Raw genomic sequence first — 18,953 nt, forward strand, 5'->3', positions numbered from 1 at the left:
TCGCAGTAACATTGCCGCCTCTTGTTTTGCCAGAGAGTTACCGCGTCTACGCTTTTTCTGAAATCACTTCTGCCAGCGCCTGTTTGACGTCTGTAATGACGCTTGTCCAATCATGCTCATGGGCTCTGAACAGTCTGGCCGAGGGATACCACGGACTGTCTTCGCGTGCGAGCAGCCAGCGGAAGTCTGGTGGGTCAGGTAACAATATCCATACCGGTTTGTGCATGGCGCCAGCCAGATGTGCGACTGAAGTATCCACTGAAATAATCAGATCCATGCGTGCAATGAGCGCAGCTGTATCGCTAAAATCCTCTAGTTCGGCCTGGTGCTGCGTGAGTTGTGGCAGCTCGCTTAACGCAGGCAGGTCAGTGTCGCGGACTTCTTTTTGCAGGCTATGAAAACTCGCATCCAGTGCCAGCAACGGCGCCAGCTGCGCTAGCGGAATGCTGCGGTAACGATCTTTCTGATGCGTGGTGGACCCTGACCAGACCAGGCCTATCCGTAATCTGTTCTGATCTGTCATCTGCAGACGGCTTACCTTGTCTGGTGAAGCAAATAGGTACGGGGTATGCCGGGGCAGATTGCCGAGTTCTGTCTTGAAGATATATGGCAAGCTCATAAGCGAACAATGGTAATCATAGTCCTGATAAGCGGTGCCCGCGGCAATCAGTAAATAGTCTGGCCCCAGTGAGCGCAACAAGGGAATCAGGCTCGTTTGCGCTTCAATAATCACCTGTGCGCCCAAGGCTGAGACCTGTTTGGCATAGCGTATAAACTGGATGGTATCGCCCAGCCCCTGTTCGGCGTAAAGCAAGATACGCTTGCCTTGCAGGGATTGTTCGCCGGTCCACATCGGTTGCACACAGGCTGCACGGCGTCCCCTGGGCAGATGTGGCGCATGTTTGCCACTTTCGTACATGGCCCAGCCTTGCGCATAATCGCCGGTGAGCAACTGGAATAACGCCAGATTCCAGTGCAACGTCGGGTTGTGTGGCTCCAGTGCCAGCGCCTGACGATAACAGTCGCTGGCCATGTCAATGTCCAGCATATCCAGATACAGGTTGGCCAGATTAAGATAAAACAACGCGTTCTGCTGATCGGCTAGCGGGATTTGCTGGTAGCTGGCCAAGGCCTCATGATGGCGGCCAAGCACGTGTAAGATGCTGCCTCGGCATAATAAAGCCGGTGCCAGCGTGGGTGCATAGCCGACCAGGTGGTCTGCACTGAGCAAGGCTTCTTCATAGCGGCCGAGCCGACTCAGGATCAGGCTTTTGCTGTGTAAGGCGGCAACGCAAGCCGGGTTTAACTGTAAAGCAAATTCATGATGGGCGAGCGAAAACTCAAATTGCTCTAATTCAAACAGCAAGTTGCCGCATTCGATAAGTGTGGGTTCATGCTCAGGCGCAAGATGCAGGGCCTGGTTAAAACAGTGCAGGGCCTGCGGGGCGTTTTTTTGCTGCTTGAACAGCATCCCCTTTTGAAACCAGGCTTGAACACCCGCGGGGTTGCTGGCTAACACGCCGTCAGGTGACTCGTGGCTGGCGGTGCTACCTGATGGCCGCAATACTGGCGTGCCATTGAGTCGCATCAGCGGGGCAGAGGGGGTGTGTTGTATCAAGCCAGCCACGTGTTGAGCCTGCATTGTTCTTTTCTCACTGTTAAAACGGACTGATGGTCTGGCCCAGTCGCCAGCTGGCTAGTTAAGCCTAGACTTGCATATTCATCATGTCCTGATAGGCGGTGACCAGTTTGTTGCGGACTTGTACTGTGGCCTGAAAGGCGATATTCGCTTTTTGCCCGGAGATCATGACATCAGACAGGCTGACGTTGTCATTTCCCATGGCAAAATCCTTGCCCATTTGTTCGGCCTGCAATTGCATATTGTTGACCTGGTCCAGAGAGGATTTCAGTGCATCACTAAAGCTCACTTGTGTCGTCGGGCTTGCCTGGGGCGGCTTGGCGACCGGATTGGCAATGGCACTGTTGCCCAGACCTTCTGGTTTTTGAGCCGCCGCCCGTAATTGCGCCAGCATGGAGGAGATGCGTTGTGCATCAATACCGCCTGCGTTCATAGGTGTCTCCTTTCATCCTGTACTCATTTGGTGGGGGAGGCCATCGCCTCTTAATCTCATGGTGAGCACTGTAACATTGCGCCAGCTGGACTGCTTTGCAAAATAGGCAACATTAATCCGTCTTATTTGCTGATTTGAATAGGCAGGGTCAGCGCATAATGTGATCCATGTGAAAGTGTCCTGACAGGATATTGAAGTTCAAAAGAGGTGGCAGCATGACCGGCAATCAACAGGCCGGGAGGCAGGTCACTGCAAGTAGGTAATATTGGAGGTTCAGATGGCTGCTGATGCTGCCTTATTAACAACAAGCAATGAGTCTGGCGGAGCGTCCAACATGTTTGGGCAGCTCGGACAAAAGTTAATGCTGGTCGCCGGGATTGCTGCCGTGGTCGCGGTGATGGTGGTGTTCTGGCTGTGGAGTCAGAAGCCGGATTACCGGGTGTTGTTCTCCAACTTTGCTGACAAGGATGGCGGTGCCATCGTCGCCGAGTTGGATAAATTGAATATCCCTTATCAATTTGCCGATGGTGGTGGTGCCATTCTGGTGCCTGCTGACATGGTGCATCAGGCACGTTTGAAACTGGCGGCACAAGGTCTGCCCAAAGGCGGCAACATCGGCTTTGAACTGCTGGAAAACCAGAAATTTGGCGTGTCTCAGTTTGTTGAGCAGGTAAACTTTCAACGCGGCCTTGAGGGCGAGCTGGAACGCAGTATCCAGTCTATCTCTGCCGTGCAGGCTGCTCGTATCCATCTGGCGATTCCCAAGCCCAGCGTGTTTGTGCGCGAGCAACAATACCCAACCGCTTCTGTGCTGCTCAATCTGCACAATGGCCGCCGGTTAGACGCACAACAAGTGGGTGCCGTCGTGCATCTGGTGGCAAGCAGTGTGCCTAACCTGTCTGCCGATCACGTCACCGTGGTCGATCAAAACGGCAATTTGCTGTCTGACAACGCCAATAAGCTCAAGCAAAGTGGCCTAGACCCAGAGCAGATGGCCTACGTGGAGAATATGCAAAACAGCATTGCTCGCCGCGTGGAATCCATTATTACGCCTATCGTCGGTGCGAAAAATGTGCACGCCGAAACCAGCGCCGAGATTGACTTCTCGATGACAGAACAGGCCAACGAGTCCTATAAACCCAACACCAAGCCGGATGACATGGCAATTCGCAGTGCGCAAAGCCATGAGACGCAAAATACCGGCGCCAACAACGGCGCGGTACCTGGTGCTTTGTCTAACCAGCCGCCTGCAGATGCAAATGCTCCGATCAATGCCCCTGGTGCGCAGGGTCAAGGGGAAAATGCTGCGCCTGCTGCTGCCCCAACCCCGCCACAAAATACGCAAAAAGATACCACTACCAACTACGAGCTGGACAAGACTGTGAGCTATATCCAGCAGGCCAAGGGCGGCATCAAGCGCCTGCATGTGGCGGTGGTGGTCAATCACATCCCAGTCGTGGATAGCACCGGTAAAACGACTTACCGTGCACTGACAGCAGCCGAGAAGCAGCAGGTAAGCGACCTGGCAATGCAGGCCATGGGCTACAACAAAGAGCGTGGCGATACTATCTCTGTGGTGAATACCCCGTTTGTGGCCGAAGCACAGGAAAAACTGGTTGAGCCACCGCTGTGGAAGGACCCTGTCATGATTGAGTATGGTAAAGATGCCTTGCGCTTCCTGGCTGGCGTGGTGGTGTTGATGATGATTTATAAAAAATTGCTCAAGCCGATGGCCACCAAACTGACTGGCGCGGATAAAAAACAACTGGCTGTGACTGCGGCACAAAACGCGGCAGCAGGCGGTGAAGCGGTTGCCGGCGCGGCAGGCAGTGCAGCTGAAGGTGAAGATGCACTGGTCACCTTGAGTGGCGATCCTCCTGCGTTAACGGGCGATGATGGCCGGATGGATCAAACCTTGCTGGCCGTGAAGCAGGTGGCCAAAGAAAACCCACGCATGGTCGCGAATGTGGTTTCCAGCTGGGCGACTGCGGAGAAATAAACCATGACTGAAGGCTTGACTAAAAGCGCGATTTTGATGCTTGCCCTCGGTGAAGACGAAGCGGCGGAGGTGATGAAGTATTTGTCACCCAAAGAGGTACAGCGGCTGGGCATTGTCATGGCCTCAATGAAGCCGGTGCCACGTGAAGAGGTAACTGCAGTGCTGGAGTCCTTTATGGTCGACTTTGCCGGCAGCAGTGACTTCGGTCTGGATTCGGACGCCTATATCCGCTCGGTTCTGATCAAAGCTTTTGGCGATGACAAAGCCTCCAATCTGTTAAGCCGGATTCCGCAATCGCAAGATGCCGCGGGTATTGAAAGCCTGAAGTGGATGGATGCCTTCAGCGTGTCCGAGTTTATCAAGAATGAGCATCCACAGATTATCGCGACCATCTTGTCACATCTGGAGGCAGACCAGGCCGCAGAAATTCTGGGGCATTTTACTGACCGTTTACGTCAGGATGTGATTTTGCGGATTGCCACGCTCGACAGCATTAAACCGGCCGCGCTCAAAGAGCTCAATGAAGGCATGATGAAAATGCTGTCAGGCAATGAAAACCTGAAGCGTCAGCCGATAGGTGGCGTAAAAACCGCGGCTGAAATCATGAACTACCTGAGTGGCGACAACGAGGCCAAATTGATGGAAGGCCTCAAAAGCTATGATGACAATATGGCGCAGGAGATCATGGACCAGATGTTTGTGTTTGACAATATTCTGGAAATTGACGACAAAGGCATTCAAACGCTGCTGCGTGAGGTGCAATCTGATATGTTGATTGTGGCTTTGAAGGGAACCTCTGATGAAATGAAAGAGAAGTTCCTGCGAAATATGTCTTCGCGTGCAGCCGATATGATGCGTGAAGACATGGAAAGCCGTGGTCCGGTCAAGCTGTCTGAGGTTGAAGCACAGCAAAAACAAATTCTGCAAATTGTGCGCAGGCTGGCCGATGAAGGCCAGATCATGCTGGCTGCCAAAGGCGATGGCGAGCAATATGTTTAAATCCAGTCAGTGTAAGGAAGCATAATGGTGGCTGCAGCAATCCCAAAAGAACAAATGAGTGCCTATCAGCGCTGGGAGATGGCCAGTTTTGATGATGCTAATAGCAGTGAGAGCGTGCGTCGCAAACAGGCACAGGCCGATGAAGCCGCGCGCACGGTCACTGAAATTCTCAAGCAAGTCCGCCAGGAAGCCTATGAAGAAGGGTTCAAGATTGGTTATGGCGATGGCATGCAGCACGCGCAGGCACAACTGGAAAACGAACGTGGTCAGTTGTTGCAAATGGCGCAGAGTTTCCAGCAGGCGCTGGCGTTTCAGGATAGCCATGTTGCCGAGTCTGTTTTGAGCCTGGCGCTGGATCTGGCCAAAGCCATGATGAAAACCAAGCTGCAGGCTGATCCGCAGGCGGTGCTCCCGGTCGTGCTGGATGCCATGCACTATTTGCCCCAAGTCAGACAGCCCGCGCGCCTGATTGTGCACCCGGATGATGCGCAGGTGCTACGCAGTCATATCGGCGACACACTCAAAGAGCAAGGCTGGCAAATTGTGGAAGAGTTGCAAGTCGAACGTGGCGGTTGCCTGGTTGAAACGGCAGATAACCAGATTGATGCCAGCAATGAGGTCCGCTGGAAACGTCTGGTACAAGGGCTGTCACGCTATGATGACTGGCATAAACCTGCCTCCACCCACGAATAAGTTTTTCACTTTCTAGTTTAAGCCTACGTCATGACAATTTCAGATTCAGGGCTGCCGACGTTAGACGCGGTTGCTGACAATAGCCCCCAAGTCACCAATGAGCCTGCCAAGCAGCCCAATGTGCATGAGCAGCGCTGGCAAAGTTATTTGCGCGATTGCAGTGAACTGATCAATATGGTCGACCCGCTTGAAGTCGCAGGTCGTATCGTCAAGGTGACTGGCCTGGTGATGGTCGCTACCGGTATCAAAATGCCAATAGGCGGTGCCTGTTTTATCCCGTTACAGGATGGAGGCCGGGTAGAAGCCGAGGTGGTGGGATTCGATGGCGAGAATTTGCTGCTCATGCCGCAAACCGCGTTGGAGGGGGTCACCCCGGGCGCCAAGGTGTTCAGCATGGAAATTGCTGAAACCGTGCCAAAACCACAAATTGGCCGCCCGCCACGTCGACGTGCACAGGATAGAGCGCGCCATTTTCCGGTAGGGGATGGCTTGCTCGGACGCGTGGTCGATGCAGCCGGTAATCCGCTGGATGGTCTGGGCCCAATTCCGGGGGATGTGACCGCGCCGCTTAATGGCCGCGTGATCAACCCATTGCAACGGGCACCGATTGAAGACACCCTTGATGTAGGGGTGCGTGCGATCAACGCCATGCTCACCGTGGGCAGGGGACAGCGCATGGGCCTGTTCGCCGGTTCTGGTGTGGGTAAGAGTGTGCTGCTGGGCATGATGGCCCGTTACACCACTGCGGATGTGATCGTGGTCGGCCTGATTGGTGAACGGGGCCGCGAGGTACAGGAATTTATCGAGCAGATTCTGGGGCCGGAGGGGCTGGCACGCTCTGTGGTGGTCGCTGCACCTGCCGACGTCTCGGCGTTGATGCGCTTGCAAGGCGCGAGTTATGCCACGGCCATTGCCGAGCGTTTCCGCCAGCAAGGCAAAAATGTGTTGCTGATTATGGATTCACTCACGCGTTATGCCATGGCGCAACGCGAAATTGCCCTGGCCATTGGTGAGCCACCGGCAACCAAGGGCTATCCGCCTTCTGTGTTTGCCAAATTGCCGGCACTGGTCGAGCGTACCGGCAACGGCGCCAGAGGCGAGGGCTCGATTACAGCGTTTTATACCGTGTTGACCGAAGGCGATGACCAGCAGGATCCGATTGCGGACTCTGCGCGCGCGATTCTGGACGGACACATCGTGTTGAACCGCAGCCTGGCCGAGAGCGGACATTACCCCGCCATTGATATCGAGCAGTCGATCAGTCGCGCCATGCACAACATTACCAGCAAAGAACATCAACAGGCCGCCCGCATGCTCAAGCAGTGGTACTCACGCTACCTGCGGAATCAGGACTTGATCGCGGTAGGGGCTTATCAGCCAGGATCAGACCCCATGCTGGATATCGCGATTAGAAAACGTGACGACATCAATGCCTTTTTACAACAAGACATTGATGAGTGTGCGGATATGCAGCATAGCCTGCAGCAATTAGCCAACACGCTAACCTTATAGCCCCTTTAAAGCGAGCCCATGGCCAAACAATCCACCCAAACCCTGACCTTGCTTAATCAGTTGGCTGCCGATGAAGTGGAAGCGGCGATGCAGGCGCTGGCCCAGGCCATGCAACAGCTGGAACAGGCGCAACAGCAGCAAGTCATGCTGGCGCAATATCAGCAGGAATATGAGCAGCAATGGCAGCAGGTAGTGCAAAACGGCCTTAAAGCCGATTTATACCGTAATTTTCAGGGCTTTTTCTCGCAATTGGAATTGGCGGTACGCACGCAAAATGCTCAAATCGAACAATGTCAGGCGATTGTCCAGCAGCAGCGGTTGCGGTTGCAGGAAAAACAGCGCAAGCAAAAGTCTTATGAAGTTTTGATTACGCGGGCTCAAACCTCACAGGCCAAGGCTGAAAACAAGCGTGATCAGAAAATGATGGACGAATTTGCCAGCCGCGCCAGACGAGCACGTTGGTAAATAGCCGGGAGTAATGTGATGGCCTTGATTAATTCACCAGTACTGCCTACCCAGGCGTCAGAGGCGCTTAAAGTGCCCATGACGTCGTCAGGCGGCCAGGAGCCGGTGTCACCCGATGCGTTTTCACAAACCTTGCGCCAGCAAATGGCCCAAGCCCAACCTGCTGCGCCTAAAGATAAGCCTACTGCGCCCAAAGCGGAGAGCAACACTGAGCAAGGTGCTGTGTCGAATAAGGCGAGCGAACCGACTGAACCGGCTGACAAAGCCACTGCCGCCACGGGGACAGAAGTCGCCCCAACTGAAAAAAATATTCCCCACCGCACAGTCAAAACCACGGCCAAATCCAAAGCAGACGAGAACGCCAGTCAGGCAAACAATGTCGCCAAAGAGGCTTCTAGCGTGGTCTCTCCTGTTGTGGGGTTAATTGACCCTGCCAGTTTGACCGATGCCAAACCTGACCAGAAAAAAACTGGTGTTGTCACGACTGAGGATACCAGTGCTGCGGCTGCCGGCATCATGCCATGGATGCAGACCATGCTTGCGATGCGGGCCAATCAGCCCGCAGAGGCTGCAAAAGGTGGCGCCGAAGGCGGCGCATTGACCCTTAGTAACGGTCGCTTTGCAGCCGCTGGCTTCGATAAAGCCTCTAGCCAACACGGAATAACGAATGAGTTGCAGATCACGCCAGCCACCGACAAAGACACGCTGACAGCAGCGACCGCGGTTGTGCCAGACGGTAAGCAGCTCTCAAGCCTATCCACCAAATCAGAAAAGACGGCGGAAGGTTTTACAGCGCTGTTGAATAACGCCAAATCGACCAGCGCGGAGATTGCCTTGCCGAAAGTCATGGAGCAGGCCGTGCGTGCGCATGAAACGACGCAGGGCGCCAGTACATTGACCACGCTGCCCATGATAGAGGCCATGCCGCAGACGCCCTGGTTGCAATCGGCTGGCGTGACCGATTTGAGCCAGGTGGTCACCACCCAGATTACGACGCCGTTTACCGATGACCGTTGGCAAGCCGCAATTAACCAGCATGTGATGCAGATGGCTAGCCAGAGCGACGAAGTGGCCAGCCTGACATTGTCGCCCCCGGATTTGGGGCCCATCCAGGTGGTGTTAAAGGTCGATAACCAGTCAGTGAATCCCAGTTTTATCACGGATAACCCTCTGGTGCGCCAGGCGCTGGAAGATGGCATGCAGGATCTGCGTGATCGCATGCAGTCCCAGGGCTTGCAACTGGGCCAGACCTTTGTTGGCAACGGGCAGCAGGCACAACAGCATTTTGAACAGCAATCCAGCCGTGATTCTGCAAGGACTGCAGCCCCTGGGGCTGAGTCAGACACGGCGAGCGCACCGCAAACGGCAGTCCAGCCACGTGTGGTACGTGGCCTGGTGGATACCTTTGTATAAGCATTGCTCCATGCTGGCTAGCATGCCTCAACCAGCATAAAGGTCGATTTAACGCTGATTTTCCCCTTTTATCCGGCAATGTTTTGCTGGGCGCTCTCCGCATAATGACACCATATATCGTCAAGGTTTTACAGTAAGAAAGGTAGTGTCATGGCTCAAGAACCAGCAAAAGCAGACGGTGCAGCAGAGGCCGCCCCCAAATCCAAGAAAAAACTGATTGTGATCCTGGCCGTGGTGCTGGCGTTAGCCGCTGGCGGCGGCGCAGCAGCCTTCTTCCTGATGAAAAAACCTGAGGCGCATCAGGCCAAAGATAAGCACGGTAGCAAGGCCGAGAAGGAAGATGGCCACGAAGAAGGTGCTGCTGAGGGCGAAGAGGAAGAGGCCGCAGCCGATGAAGAAGAGGAAGAGCATGAAAGCGGTGGTGGCGGTGGCCATGGTGAAGCGGGTGCGGGCCCGGCCTATTTGCAATTTGAAACGTTTACCGTGAACTTGCTGCCTGATCCCGATGAAAAGTTTTTGCAACTGGACCTGACCATTGAGGCCAAAGACACTGCGCTGGCCGACAAAATGAAGGCACAAATGCCGCTTATGCGTAACCGTGTATTGATGTTGCTCACCAGTAAAAAAGCATCGGATATTGCGACCCCTGAGGGCAAAGCTCAGCTCAGCGAAGAACTGCTGACAGAACTGAAAAAACCATTGAAAAAGGGGGGTAAACAACTCAAGATCAAACAGGTGTTGTTTACTTCATTTGTCATCCAGTAATGCCTGAGAGTAACCATGTCTGCAGATAAATTTTTATCACAAGACGAAATCGACGCCTTACTCAAGGGTGTCGAGGGCGACGATGACAGTGATGCCTCCAGCAAGGATGAGTCTGGTGTTCGCAACTATAACCTGGCCACGCAAGAGCGCATCGTGCGCGGGCGCATGGCCACGCTTGAGATCATTAATGAGCGTTTTGCCCGGCTGCTGCGTATTGAGTTGTTCAATTTTCTGCGGCGTACAGTCGAAATCTCGGTAGGGCCGGTCAGGATCATCAAGTACACGGACTTTATCCGTAATCTGGTGGTCCCCACCAACCTCAATTTGATCCATATGAATCCCTTGCGCGGCACGGGTGTGCTGGTGCTGGATCCTACCTTGGTCTTTTTGCTGGTGGATAATATGTTTGGCGGCGATGGCCGCTTTCATACCCGGGTGGAGGGGCGTGATTTCACCGAAACCGAGCAGCGGATTATTCAACGCGTGCTGAATATCTTGTTTGACGCCTACCAGAAAGCCTGGGCGCCTATTTATCCGGTGCAGTTTGAGTATCTGCGCTCGGAGATGAATACCCAGTTTGCCAGCATTGCCACGCCGAATGAAGTGGTGGTGGCGATTACGTTTAATGTGGAGCTGGGACCTAACAGTGGTGAAATTCATTTCTGTGTGCCTTATGCCATGGTGGAGCCGATCAAGGACTTGTTGACCTCGTCCCTGCAAGGCGAGAACCTTGGCGGTGACAAACGCTGGGTAAAAATGATGACCCAGCAAATCCAGGCGGCAGAAGTCGAAATTGTGGCCAATCTGACCACACGCAAGATGATGGTGGCAGACCTGCTTGCGTTAAAAGTGGGGGATGTCATTCCTGTGAATATTCAGGATACGGTAGAAGGACAAATCGATAACGTGCCCATTATGGAGTGTCGTTATGGCGTGTTTAACGGGCAATATGCGCTCAAGGTGGAAAAAATGATACGTGCTGACGGTAGTAGTCAGGAACAATTGCAAGGAGAGTCATAATGGCAATGGATCCCGCGACAAGTAGTAATGAAGAGGAATTGGATGCCGCACTGGCCAGCATGGGGATGCCTGAGTCGGAAGGGGTGCAAACCATTGCCGAGGATGACTGGGGCGCGGCCCTGGCCGAGCAAACCAAAGCCGAGTCCTCTGCATTGCAAGAGCCGATAGGCAAGGCCGCCGTCTTCAACGAGTTTAGCAGCAGCAACAAACTCGAAGGCACCCAGAACGATATTGATTTTATTCTGGATATTCCGGTACAGCTGACTGTAGAGCTGGGCCGCACCAAGATTTCGATCAAGAACCTGCTGCAATTGGCGCAAGGTTCTGTGGTTGAGCTGGATGGCATGGCGGGTGAACCCATGGACGTATTAGTGAATGGCTGCCTGATTGCACAAGGTGAGGTGGTGGTGGTGAACGACAAGTTTGGTATCCGCCTGACCGACATCATTACCCCCGCAGAACGTATCCGTAAACTGAACCGCTAACTTTCCGGGATACTGATGCGTATGATGCATGCATGCAAATGGCTGCTGGCCGCCGTGGCTAGCTGGAGTGTTTCGCCGCTCGCCCTGGCTGCCGCGACAACAACGGCTGCCACGGTAGCCCCTAGCACCGGCGATACCTTGGGCCGTATGGTGTGGGGCACGGTGATCGTCTTGCTGGCGATTGCGGCGGTTGCCTGGTTCTTGCGCCGCGTCCTGCCTGGGCAAGGCTATTCAAAAGCTGGTGTGATCAGGCAGGTTGGCGGCTTGCAATTGAGCCCACGCGAGCGGGTGGTGGTGCTTGAAGTGGGTGGCCGTTGGCTGGTGGTGGGGCTGCATGGTGGGCAAATGACCGCGTTGGGTGAGGTGAGTCCGAGTGCCACTGAATCGGCTGTAGCCGACAGCATGCAGGCGGCAGAGCCTTCTGCCCAGGCGATCTCTGCTCAAGCGATTGTTGATCCGCAAGCTTCTTTTGCCGTGCGTTTGCAACAGGCGATGCAGGCCACCTTGCAAGACAAAGTCAAATCTTTCAAAAACAAGCCTTGAGTGGCTTATTTCCAGCCTTTGATTGGGCTGTCCCCAGCGTAGACTATCCCTAACTTATTTTAGAGCTTGTGCTGTCCAAAGATGGCGCAAGTCAGTGACGGGTATTGTTGCATGCGTTTACATTCCATCCTCAAGTCTTTGCAAGTCATGCTGCCAATCGGACTGCTGCTATTGTGGTCATCAGGCAGTCTGGCGGCAGAGGGCTTGCCCATCGGCACGGTGACGCCGGCGCCAGGGGGGGGCCAGGACTATACACTGAGCCTGCAAACGCTCATTCTGCTGACTGCACTCACGTTTATTCCAGCCGCCTTGCTCATGATGACCGGTTTTACGCGCATTGTGATTGTGCTGTCGCTGTTACGTCAGGCGTTGGGGACACAATCTGCACCGTCTAACCAGGTATTGATAGGCCTGGCCTTGTTTATTACCTTTTTTGTCATGGGGCCGGTATTTGACAAGATTTATACCGATGCCTACCAGCCGCTTTCCGAAAGTAAAATCACCATGCAGGAAGCGCTGCAACGCGGTGTCTTGCCGCTTAAAACCTTTATGCTCAAGCAAACGCGCGAGACCGACCTGGCCATGTTTGCCAATATGGCCCATAGTGAGTCCATCAATACGCCAGAAGAAGTCCCGCTCAGAATTCTGGTGCCTGCATTTATGACCAGTGAGCTGAAAACGGCGTTTCAGATTGGTTTTGCCATTTATATCCCGTTTCTGATTATTGATATGGTGGTGGCCAGTATCTTGATGGCCATGGGCATGATGATGATGTCACCGGCCGTGGTCTCTTTGCCTTTCAAGCTGATGCTGTTTGTGCTGGTAGACGGCTGGCAATTGATCCTGGGGTCTTTGGCGCAAAGCTTTGTCCTCTAACTCGTTTCTTTTTGGAGTATTGTATGAGTCCAGAACAAGTCCTGACCTTGGGCAGTGAAGCCATGCAGACCACCTTGCTGGTGGCAGCGCCGGTATTGGGCACTGCGCTGATCATTGGTCTGGTGGTCAGTATTTTTCAGGCGGCCACACAAATCAACGAGCAGACCTTGTCTTTTATCCCCAAGCTGGTAGGGGTGATGGCGATCTTGCTATTGGCCGGGCACTGGATGCTGATGACGCTGGTGGACTACATGCACCATATCTTCACCATGATTCCACAGCTGGTCAATTAACGACGGCTGCCTCGCCACATGCTGACGATTCATGACTCAGACCTGCAGCAATGGGTGGTACAGTTTCTCTGGCCGCTGACACGTATCCTCGGCTGCATTGCCGTGGTGCCGTTGTTTAGTCATCCCTCCATTCCCAACCGCATTAAACTCACAATCGGCTTTATCATTACGCTGGCACTGGTGCCTGGCATCCAGGTGCCTAATATTGCCGTGCTGTCATGGCAAGGCTTGTTCTCATTACTGGCGCAGTTTTTGATCGGCATCAGCATGGGCTTTGTCATGCGGCTCATGTTCACTGCCGTTGAGCTGGCTGGCTTTATGATGGGGATGAGCATGGGGCTGGGCTTTGCCAGTTTTTATGACCCGCATACCGAAGGGCAAACCATCGCCGTCGCCCAGATGCTGACCATGCTGACCTTAATGGTGTTTATGAGCCTGGACGGGCACTTGATTGTCATTGCGGTGATGATGCAGAGTTTTGAAACCATGCCGATAGGCATGACGCACTGGCAACTGAATAGCCAGGCGATTGCAAGCATTGGAGGTCATATTTTCTCGCAAGGCTTGCTGATGTCTTTGCCCGTGATTGCCAGTCTGCTGATTACCAACATGGCGCTGGGCGTATTAACCAAAGCTGCCCCTCAACTCAACCTGTTTGCCATGGGTTTTCCAATCACCATCGCGGTCGGGTTTATCATGATTTTGCTCGGATTACCTTCCCTGATTCATCCGGTCGAGGACTGGATGATCGATGCGCAGCAATACATGCTGCAAGTGCTGCATTAGTCTCACTGATTTACCAATCGCGCTTTAGACGTATTGTTTGGATTGATCCATGAAAAAGCCGATCGCTGGTAAGCGATCGGCTAAAAATCAGTGCGATACCGGTCTGAATTAAATAAACTGGAACAGTGACAATTTAGAGGTCGAAACAAACGACTTCTGAGCGGCTTCCATAATGGTATTCTTTTTAGCCAGGTCAGACAGTGCTTGCGTGTAGTCCAGGTCTTGCAAGTCGGAAAGTACCTTAGAGTATTGCAGGGATATATCATCGCCTGTGTCATCCAGAATCTGGATTTCATTGAGTTGGCTACCAATTTGCGCTCTGGTATCAAGAATGCTGTCCAGGGATTTGTCTGTATTCTGCAGAGCAGTTGCCAGGCCATTGGTGAAGTTGGTGCGCGATGTTGCATCAGTAATCGGTGTATTGAGCAACGTAATTGCCTGTTGCATGTTGGCAAATAAATTATTGCCATTGGCATTGAACACGCTATCACCTGTAAACGTGGTCGGCATGGTCCGGTTATCGTCAATCTGCAAATTCATGCGCGAGGTCTCCCCCTGGAAAACACCCGCACTGGTAAATGCCGCCTTATCTGTAGTAAATCCTGAGTAGATAAAATTACCCATGGAGTCTTTGGCGTTGGCCAGACTGATCAGGCTATCCAGGCGGCCTTGCAACTCAGTCGCAATACTTTGGCGCTGTGAATCGTTATAGGTGGCGTTACCCGCGGCCGTCAGTGAACTCTTGATATTCAACACCAGGTCAGTCACGGACGATAAATTGGTTTCATAGTTTTCGAGCATGCTGCTGGCCGTTTTTCGCGTCTCAGCAAAAGTGTCCTTCATGCTCTTGTTATTGTTGATCTCGATAATCCTGGCAGAGGCAACCGGGTCATCCGCTGGCGAGCGGACTTTCTTGCCTGAAGAAATTTTTTCATTCAGATCATTCACGTCACTTTGTAGGCCCATGAGGCGGTTGGTGCCATTGGCATAGATCGTATTTGTACTTAATCTCATAGTGACATCCTTACTCGATGTGATTTACCCAGTTCTGAATTTATCTGCCCAGACTTAGCAGGGTATCGAACATATTACTGGCGATTTGCATCATTTTGCCTGCCGCTTGATACGCTTGCTGATAGCGTAGCAGGTTGGCAGCCTCTTCATCCAGGTTGACCCCTGATTGTGACTGCATGGCCGAGGTGGCATTATCCAGCGCAGTTTTGTCGGCCTGGTTAATGATGCTCATCTGGTTGGCTTTAATCCCCACCGCACTGGTGGTGAGGGCATAAGCCTGTGCAAAGGTTCTGTTGGTAGAGCTGGCATTCACCCTGACGAAGTTCTGATTCTGTAAATCAGCCAGTTTTAGCGCATTGGTGTTGTCGCTTTCCCCTTTAGAAGGGTTGTCGGCCAATGCCAGCTTTTCCACATCCGTTACCGCCAGGGTCAATCCGCTGGCAGCATACTGGGTAGGCTTAATCAGGTAAGAGTCGCCATTGGTCGGTGAACTGGTATTCGTGTTAATGGTGATGCCATCCTGATTGAATGGCAAGGTTACATTTGTCCAGACGTACTTATCATTTTGGCGCGTGATATTGTACTGACCATTCACATACTCCAGGGTGTAGTTACTGCTGGTCAGTTGTGAAGGGTCCGTGATCGCGACAGAGGCCTGTTTGCTCTGGTCAGTATTATTGCGGTTGCTGATCGCGACCGGGCCAGCAATATTAAACATATTCTGGCCAACGGTGCCGGTCAGGTCTGTGCCCTGTTTGTGCTGGTTGTTAAACGCCGTGGCAAAGGTAATCGCCAGTTGTCCCAGCTGGTTTTGTACCGTGTCTAGCGTTTCATCCCTGAATTGCAATGCGCCGCCCAATGCGCCGCCCGTCAGAGAGCCGCTTATCGGTTTAGGCGAGCCAGAAGCACCATAACCGACTTCAAGTCGGGTGCTATCCGTGTCATTGGGTACCGCATACAGGTCTTGGGATTGATTGCCCAGTACAATCGGGATGCCATTGCCGATGGAAACGTTGTAAGTGTTATCTTGCTGTGGCAGGACTGTCGTTTTGATCTGTTCACTGATTTTTGCGACGAGCAAGTCACGCTGGTCCATCAGGTCATTGGGTGGATTACCAGTTGAACTAAACGCTTGCTTGATTTTTTCATTCAGATCCGCAATAGAGCTGGCATAGCTGTTAATGGTTGCCACACTGGTTGAAACTTGCGTATTGATATTGGAACGCATTTCATCCAGACGCGAATTGACTGCGGTAAAGCGGCTCACCAAGGATTGCGCATTGGAAATGACCGTTTGCCGGGTGGCAATATCCGAAGGGTTCGCAGCCGCTGCGCTGACAGATCTGAAAAAGTTGGTCATCACCGCGCTCACGCCGGCTTTGTCATCAGACAGCAGGCTATTAACTTCATTAATGCCTTGTAAATATACCGAGCTTGAACTTTGGTTACTGGTTGTATTAATCACTTGTTTGGCCAGCACGTCATCGTAGGAGCGCACGATAGTTCCAACCTCGGCGCCTTGACCAAGGTAACCGTTACCAAAACTTTGTGCGGCTGCTGCCTTTTGAACAATCGTCTGCCTGTTGTATCCAGGCGTGGATGCATTGGCAATGTTATGTCCCGTGGTTGCAATGCCTAGCTGAGCGACGGTCAGCGCACTTTTCCCAACGTTTAATACATTCATATGCTATAGACCTTTCGGGCAAGCGGATGGATGACCGCTTAAAAACGGTCATCAACATCACGATTAAGTTGCCTAACGGCAATGTTTTCAAATACTTTAATTTCAACTTCGCAAATGATTAATCACTTGCGTCAGTTTTTTGCCATATTGCGGATCAGTCGCATAGCCTGCACGCTGCAGCGCATGGGCATAAGCGCTGGCATCATGCGTGTTATTCATGGCTTGTTGATAGCGCGGATTTTGCGAAATCATTTTGGCGTAATCCTTGAATGCATCACTGTAGCTGTCGTAGGCACGGAATTTTTCCACTTTGGTTTGCTTGACGCCATTCATGTACTCGGTGGTGGTACTACTGACGACTTTGCCTTTCCAGCTGGCATCAGCCTTGATGCCGAACAGGTTATGGCTGTTGACGCCATTCTCTGTTTTAATTTCATGTTTACCCCAGCCGCTTTCCAGTGCAGCCTGGCCGATCATAAATTTGGCAGGAATGCCAGATGCGTTACTGGCTGCCTGCGCATGTGGCAGCATGCTTTGAATGAATTGCTGGGTTTTGCCAGCGACTTCACGCATCGCGGTCGCCAACGGCGCCTGGGGCAGGGTAAAGCCTTGCACATTGGCTTGTGTTTCTTCAATCAAAGGCGGCAATTCCGGGATGCCACGTGCCCAGGCGGTATCGCTGGCTGGCGCTGTGGACTGAGTATCAGCAGCTTCCCATTGTTGATACGCTTCACGGATTTTTTGTGTTGCTTGTGCCAGCACGGCTTGGGCATGGGAGGGAGCTGCGCTCTGCACCGTTGCACTGCTGACTTTGTCAGTGGCTTTATTTGCCTTGCCCGATTCGTTACCGCTTGCGGGCGTGTTGGTATCCACGGGATGTCCGTTGAGTTTACTCAATTGCCTGACCAACACATCAGTGAGCCCCAGGCCTTTCTGGCTCAAATGGGTACTCAGTTGTTGATCAAGCATGCCGGTAAACATTTTGCTTTGTTCGTTATCGGCAAAGCCTTCTTGCGGGACGGTATCGCGCATGCTTTTGAGCATCATGTTCATCAAAATACCTTCAAACTGACGTGCCACTGCACGAATGGTTTCAGGCGAGTCATTTTTGGCTCGCTTGAGACTATTCAGCGCACTGCCGTCTATGGCCAGGCTATTTGGATCGACACGTGGTTGCATGAGCGCCTCCCGTTTAAATCACCTCAAGCTCGGCATTCAATGCACCGGCCGCTTTCATGGCCTGCAGAATTGCCAGCAAGTCCTGCGGCGTCGTGCCAATGGCGTTGAGTGCTTTGACCACATCTGCCAGGTTGGCCCCATTGTTGAGCTTGAGCACTTTGCCAGGCTCTTTGTTAATATTGATCTCAGACACTGCAGTAGACACCGTTTGGCCGTTAGAGAAAGGGCCAGGCTGGCTGATGACCGGAGAGGTATTGATGACCACTGACAGGTTGCCATGCGAGACGGCGCAACTATCCAGCGTCACAGCCTTGTTCATAACCACGGAGCCGGTGCGTGCATTGAGAATAATTTTGGCAGGCGTTGCCGCCAGCGCCACATTAATGGTTTCAAGGTTGGCCAGAAATGAGACACGGCTCATGCTTTCAGGTGGGCGAACCTGGATCACGCGGCCGCTCTCGGCTTGCGCAGTCATCGGGCCAAACTTTTTATTGATGGCTTCCACGACGTTATTGGCGGTTGAAAAATCACTTTCTTTAAGCTCGAGCCTGACAATATCCTGGCTGAGCAGGGTGTTTGGCAACGCGCGTTCTACGGTCGCCCCTTCAGAAATCCGGCCCACGCTCAGATGGTTAATCTGGGCCTGGCTGCCATTGGCTGAAGCGCCGACCCCGCCGACCACCAGGTTACCCTGCGCCATGGCATAAATCTGGCCATCTGCACCTTTGAGCGGTGTCATCAGCAAGGTGCCACCCCGCAAGCTTTTGGCGTTGCCCATGGAGGAAACGGTCACATCCAGTGTTTGTCCTGGTTGCGCAAAAGGGGGCAGGGCACTGGTGACCATGACGGCGGCAATATTTTTCAGCATCAGGTTGGTCCCGGGTGGAATCGTCACACCGAGCTGGTTCATCATGCTGATGATACTTTGGACGGTAAACGGGGTTTGTACTGTCATGTCACCAGTGCCATCGAGACCGACGACCAGACCATAGCCAATTAACTGGTTGCTACGCACGCCCTGGATGTTGCTGATGTCTTTGATCCGTTCTGCGTGGGCATTATCGGTGTTGACAATGGTCACGCTGAGCAATAACAGCATGCACAACAGTTCTTTTCTGTAGTCATAAAAAGACCGTAACAGGGTGCGTGCGTTGC

At 52.9% G+C, this 18,953-nt stretch carries 19 protein-coding genes; 13 read left to right on the forward strand and 6 right to left on the reverse strand.

What is annotated here, in order from left to right; all coding sequences use genetic code 11:
- Positions 1–46 precede the first annotated feature (46 nt).
- Positions 47–1,642, reverse strand: coding sequence for a tetratricopeptide repeat protein (locus ACT53G_RS02670; protein WP_476168627.1), 1,596 nt, complete (start codon positions 1,640–1,642; stop codon positions 47–49).
- 64 nt (positions 1,643–1,706) lie between these two features.
- Positions 1,707–2,072, reverse strand: a complete 366-nt coding sequence (gene fliE, locus ACT53G_RS02675; protein WP_194746931.1) for a flagellar hook-basal body complex protein FliE — start codon at positions 2,070–2,072, stop codon at positions 1,707–1,709.
- A 277-nt stretch (positions 2,073–2,349) separates the two neighbouring features.
- On the opposite strand from fliE, the gene fliF reads away from it, so the two are divergent.
- The 13 genes from fliF to fliR all read left to right on the forward strand — a co-directional run bounded on the left by fliF (position 2,350) and on the right by fliR (position 13,921).
- A complete protein-coding gene (gene fliF, locus ACT53G_RS02680) occupies positions 2,350–4,071 on the forward strand; it encodes a flagellar basal-body MS-ring/collar protein FliF (RefSeq protein ID WP_476168628.1) in 1,722 nt (573 codons plus the stop codon).
- Positions 4,072–4,074: 3 nt separating this feature from the next.
- Positions 4,075–5,070: a flagellar motor switch protein FliG gene (fliG, locus tag ACT53G_RS02685; protein ID WP_194746929.1), complete on the forward strand. Its 996-nt coding sequence runs from the start codon at positions 4,075–4,077 to the stop codon at positions 5,068–5,070.
- Positions 5,071–5,094: 24 nt separating this feature from the next.
- Complete coding sequence (locus ACT53G_RS02690; protein ID WP_194746928.1) at positions 5,095–5,763, forward strand: flagellar assembly protein FliH; 669 nt, start codon at positions 5,095–5,097, stop codon at positions 5,761–5,763.
- Positions 5,764–5,793: 30 nt separating this feature from the next.
- The gene (gene fliI, locus ACT53G_RS02695; protein WP_476168629.1) at positions 5,794–7,275 is read left to right on the forward strand and encodes a flagellar protein export ATPase FliI; all 1,482 of its coding nucleotides are present in this window, start codon (positions 5,794–5,796) and stop codon (positions 7,273–7,275) included.
- 18 nt (positions 7,276–7,293) lie between these two features.
- The gene (gene fliJ, locus ACT53G_RS02700; RefSeq protein ID WP_194746927.1) at positions 7,294–7,740 is read left to right on the forward strand and encodes a flagellar export protein FliJ; all 447 of its coding nucleotides are present in this window, start codon (positions 7,294–7,296) and stop codon (positions 7,738–7,740) included.
- 18 nt (positions 7,741–7,758) lie between these two features.
- On the forward strand, positions 7,759–9,153 hold the full coding sequence (locus ACT53G_RS02705; RefSeq protein ID WP_476168630.1) for a flagellar hook-length control protein FliK: 1,395 nt from the start codon (positions 7,759–7,761) through the stop codon (positions 9,151–9,153).
- Between the two features lie 150 nt (positions 9,154–9,303).
- Complete coding sequence (locus ACT53G_RS02710) at positions 9,304–9,918, forward strand: flagellar basal body-associated FliL family protein (RefSeq protein ID WP_275354932.1); 615 nt, start codon at positions 9,304–9,306, stop codon at positions 9,916–9,918.
- 15 nt (positions 9,919–9,933) lie between these two features.
- Positions 9,934–10,938, forward strand: coding sequence for a flagellar motor switch protein FliM (gene fliM / locus ACT53G_RS02715; RefSeq protein ID WP_194746924.1), 1,005 nt, complete (start codon positions 9,934–9,936; stop codon positions 10,936–10,938).
- A gap of 59 nt (positions 10,939–10,997) precedes the next feature.
- A complete protein-coding gene (fliN, locus tag ACT53G_RS02720) occupies positions 10,998–11,423 on the forward strand; it encodes a flagellar motor switch protein FliN (protein WP_194747501.1) in 426 nt (141 codons plus the stop codon).
- A 21-nt stretch (positions 11,424–11,444) separates the two neighbouring features.
- Entirely contained in the window at positions 11,445–11,966 is a 522-nt protein-coding gene (gene fliO / locus ACT53G_RS02725) for a flagellar biosynthetic protein FliO (protein WP_476168631.1), read from the forward strand.
- Positions 11,967–12,077: 111 nt separating this feature from the next.
- On the forward strand, positions 12,078–12,842 hold the full coding sequence (gene fliP, locus ACT53G_RS02730; protein ID WP_476168632.1) for a flagellar type III secretion system pore protein FliP: 765 nt from the start codon (positions 12,078–12,080) through the stop codon (positions 12,840–12,842).
- A 23-nt stretch (positions 12,843–12,865) separates the two neighbouring features.
- Positions 12,866–13,135 (forward strand): flagellar biosynthesis protein FliQ, encoded by a 270-nt coding sequence (fliQ, locus tag ACT53G_RS02735; protein WP_194746923.1) that lies wholly within the window; start codon positions 12,866–12,868, stop codon positions 13,133–13,135.
- 18 nt (positions 13,136–13,153) lie between these two features.
- Positions 13,154–13,921: a flagellar biosynthetic protein FliR gene (gene fliR, locus ACT53G_RS02740; RefSeq protein WP_194746922.1), complete on the forward strand. Its 768-nt coding sequence runs from the start codon at positions 13,154–13,156 to the stop codon at positions 13,919–13,921.
- A gap of 108 nt (positions 13,922–14,029) precedes the next feature.
- Here fliR and flgL read toward each other — a convergent pair whose 3' ends face one another.
- The 4 genes from flgL to ACT53G_RS02760 all read right to left on the reverse strand — a co-directional run bounded on the left by flgL (position 14,030) and on the right by ACT53G_RS02760 (position 18,897).
- A complete protein-coding gene (flgL, locus tag ACT53G_RS02745; RefSeq protein ID WP_194746921.1) occupies positions 14,030–14,935 on the reverse strand; it encodes a flagellar hook-associated protein FlgL in 906 nt (301 codons plus the stop codon).
- A gap of 40 nt (positions 14,936–14,975) precedes the next feature.
- Positions 14,976–16,619 carry a flagellar hook-associated protein FlgK gene (gene flgK / locus ACT53G_RS02750; protein WP_476168633.1) on the reverse strand — a complete coding sequence of 548 codons (1,644 nt, stop codon included), beginning with the start codon at positions 16,617–16,619 and terminating at the stop codon, positions 14,976–14,978.
- A 102-nt stretch (positions 16,620–16,721) separates the two neighbouring features.
- Positions 16,722–17,798: a flagellar assembly peptidoglycan hydrolase FlgJ gene (flgJ, locus tag ACT53G_RS02755; RefSeq protein ID WP_476168634.1), complete on the reverse strand. Its 1,077-nt coding sequence runs from the start codon at positions 17,796–17,798 to the stop codon at positions 16,722–16,724.
- Positions 17,799–17,811: 13 nt separating this feature from the next.
- Positions 17,812–18,897, reverse strand: a complete 1,086-nt coding sequence (locus ACT53G_RS02760) for a flagellar basal body P-ring protein FlgI (RefSeq protein ID WP_476168767.1) — start codon at positions 18,895–18,897, stop codon at positions 17,812–17,814.
- Positions 18,898–18,953: the final 56 nt, after the last annotated feature.

This window comes from Methylophilus sp. DMC18 (assembly GCF_056314005.1).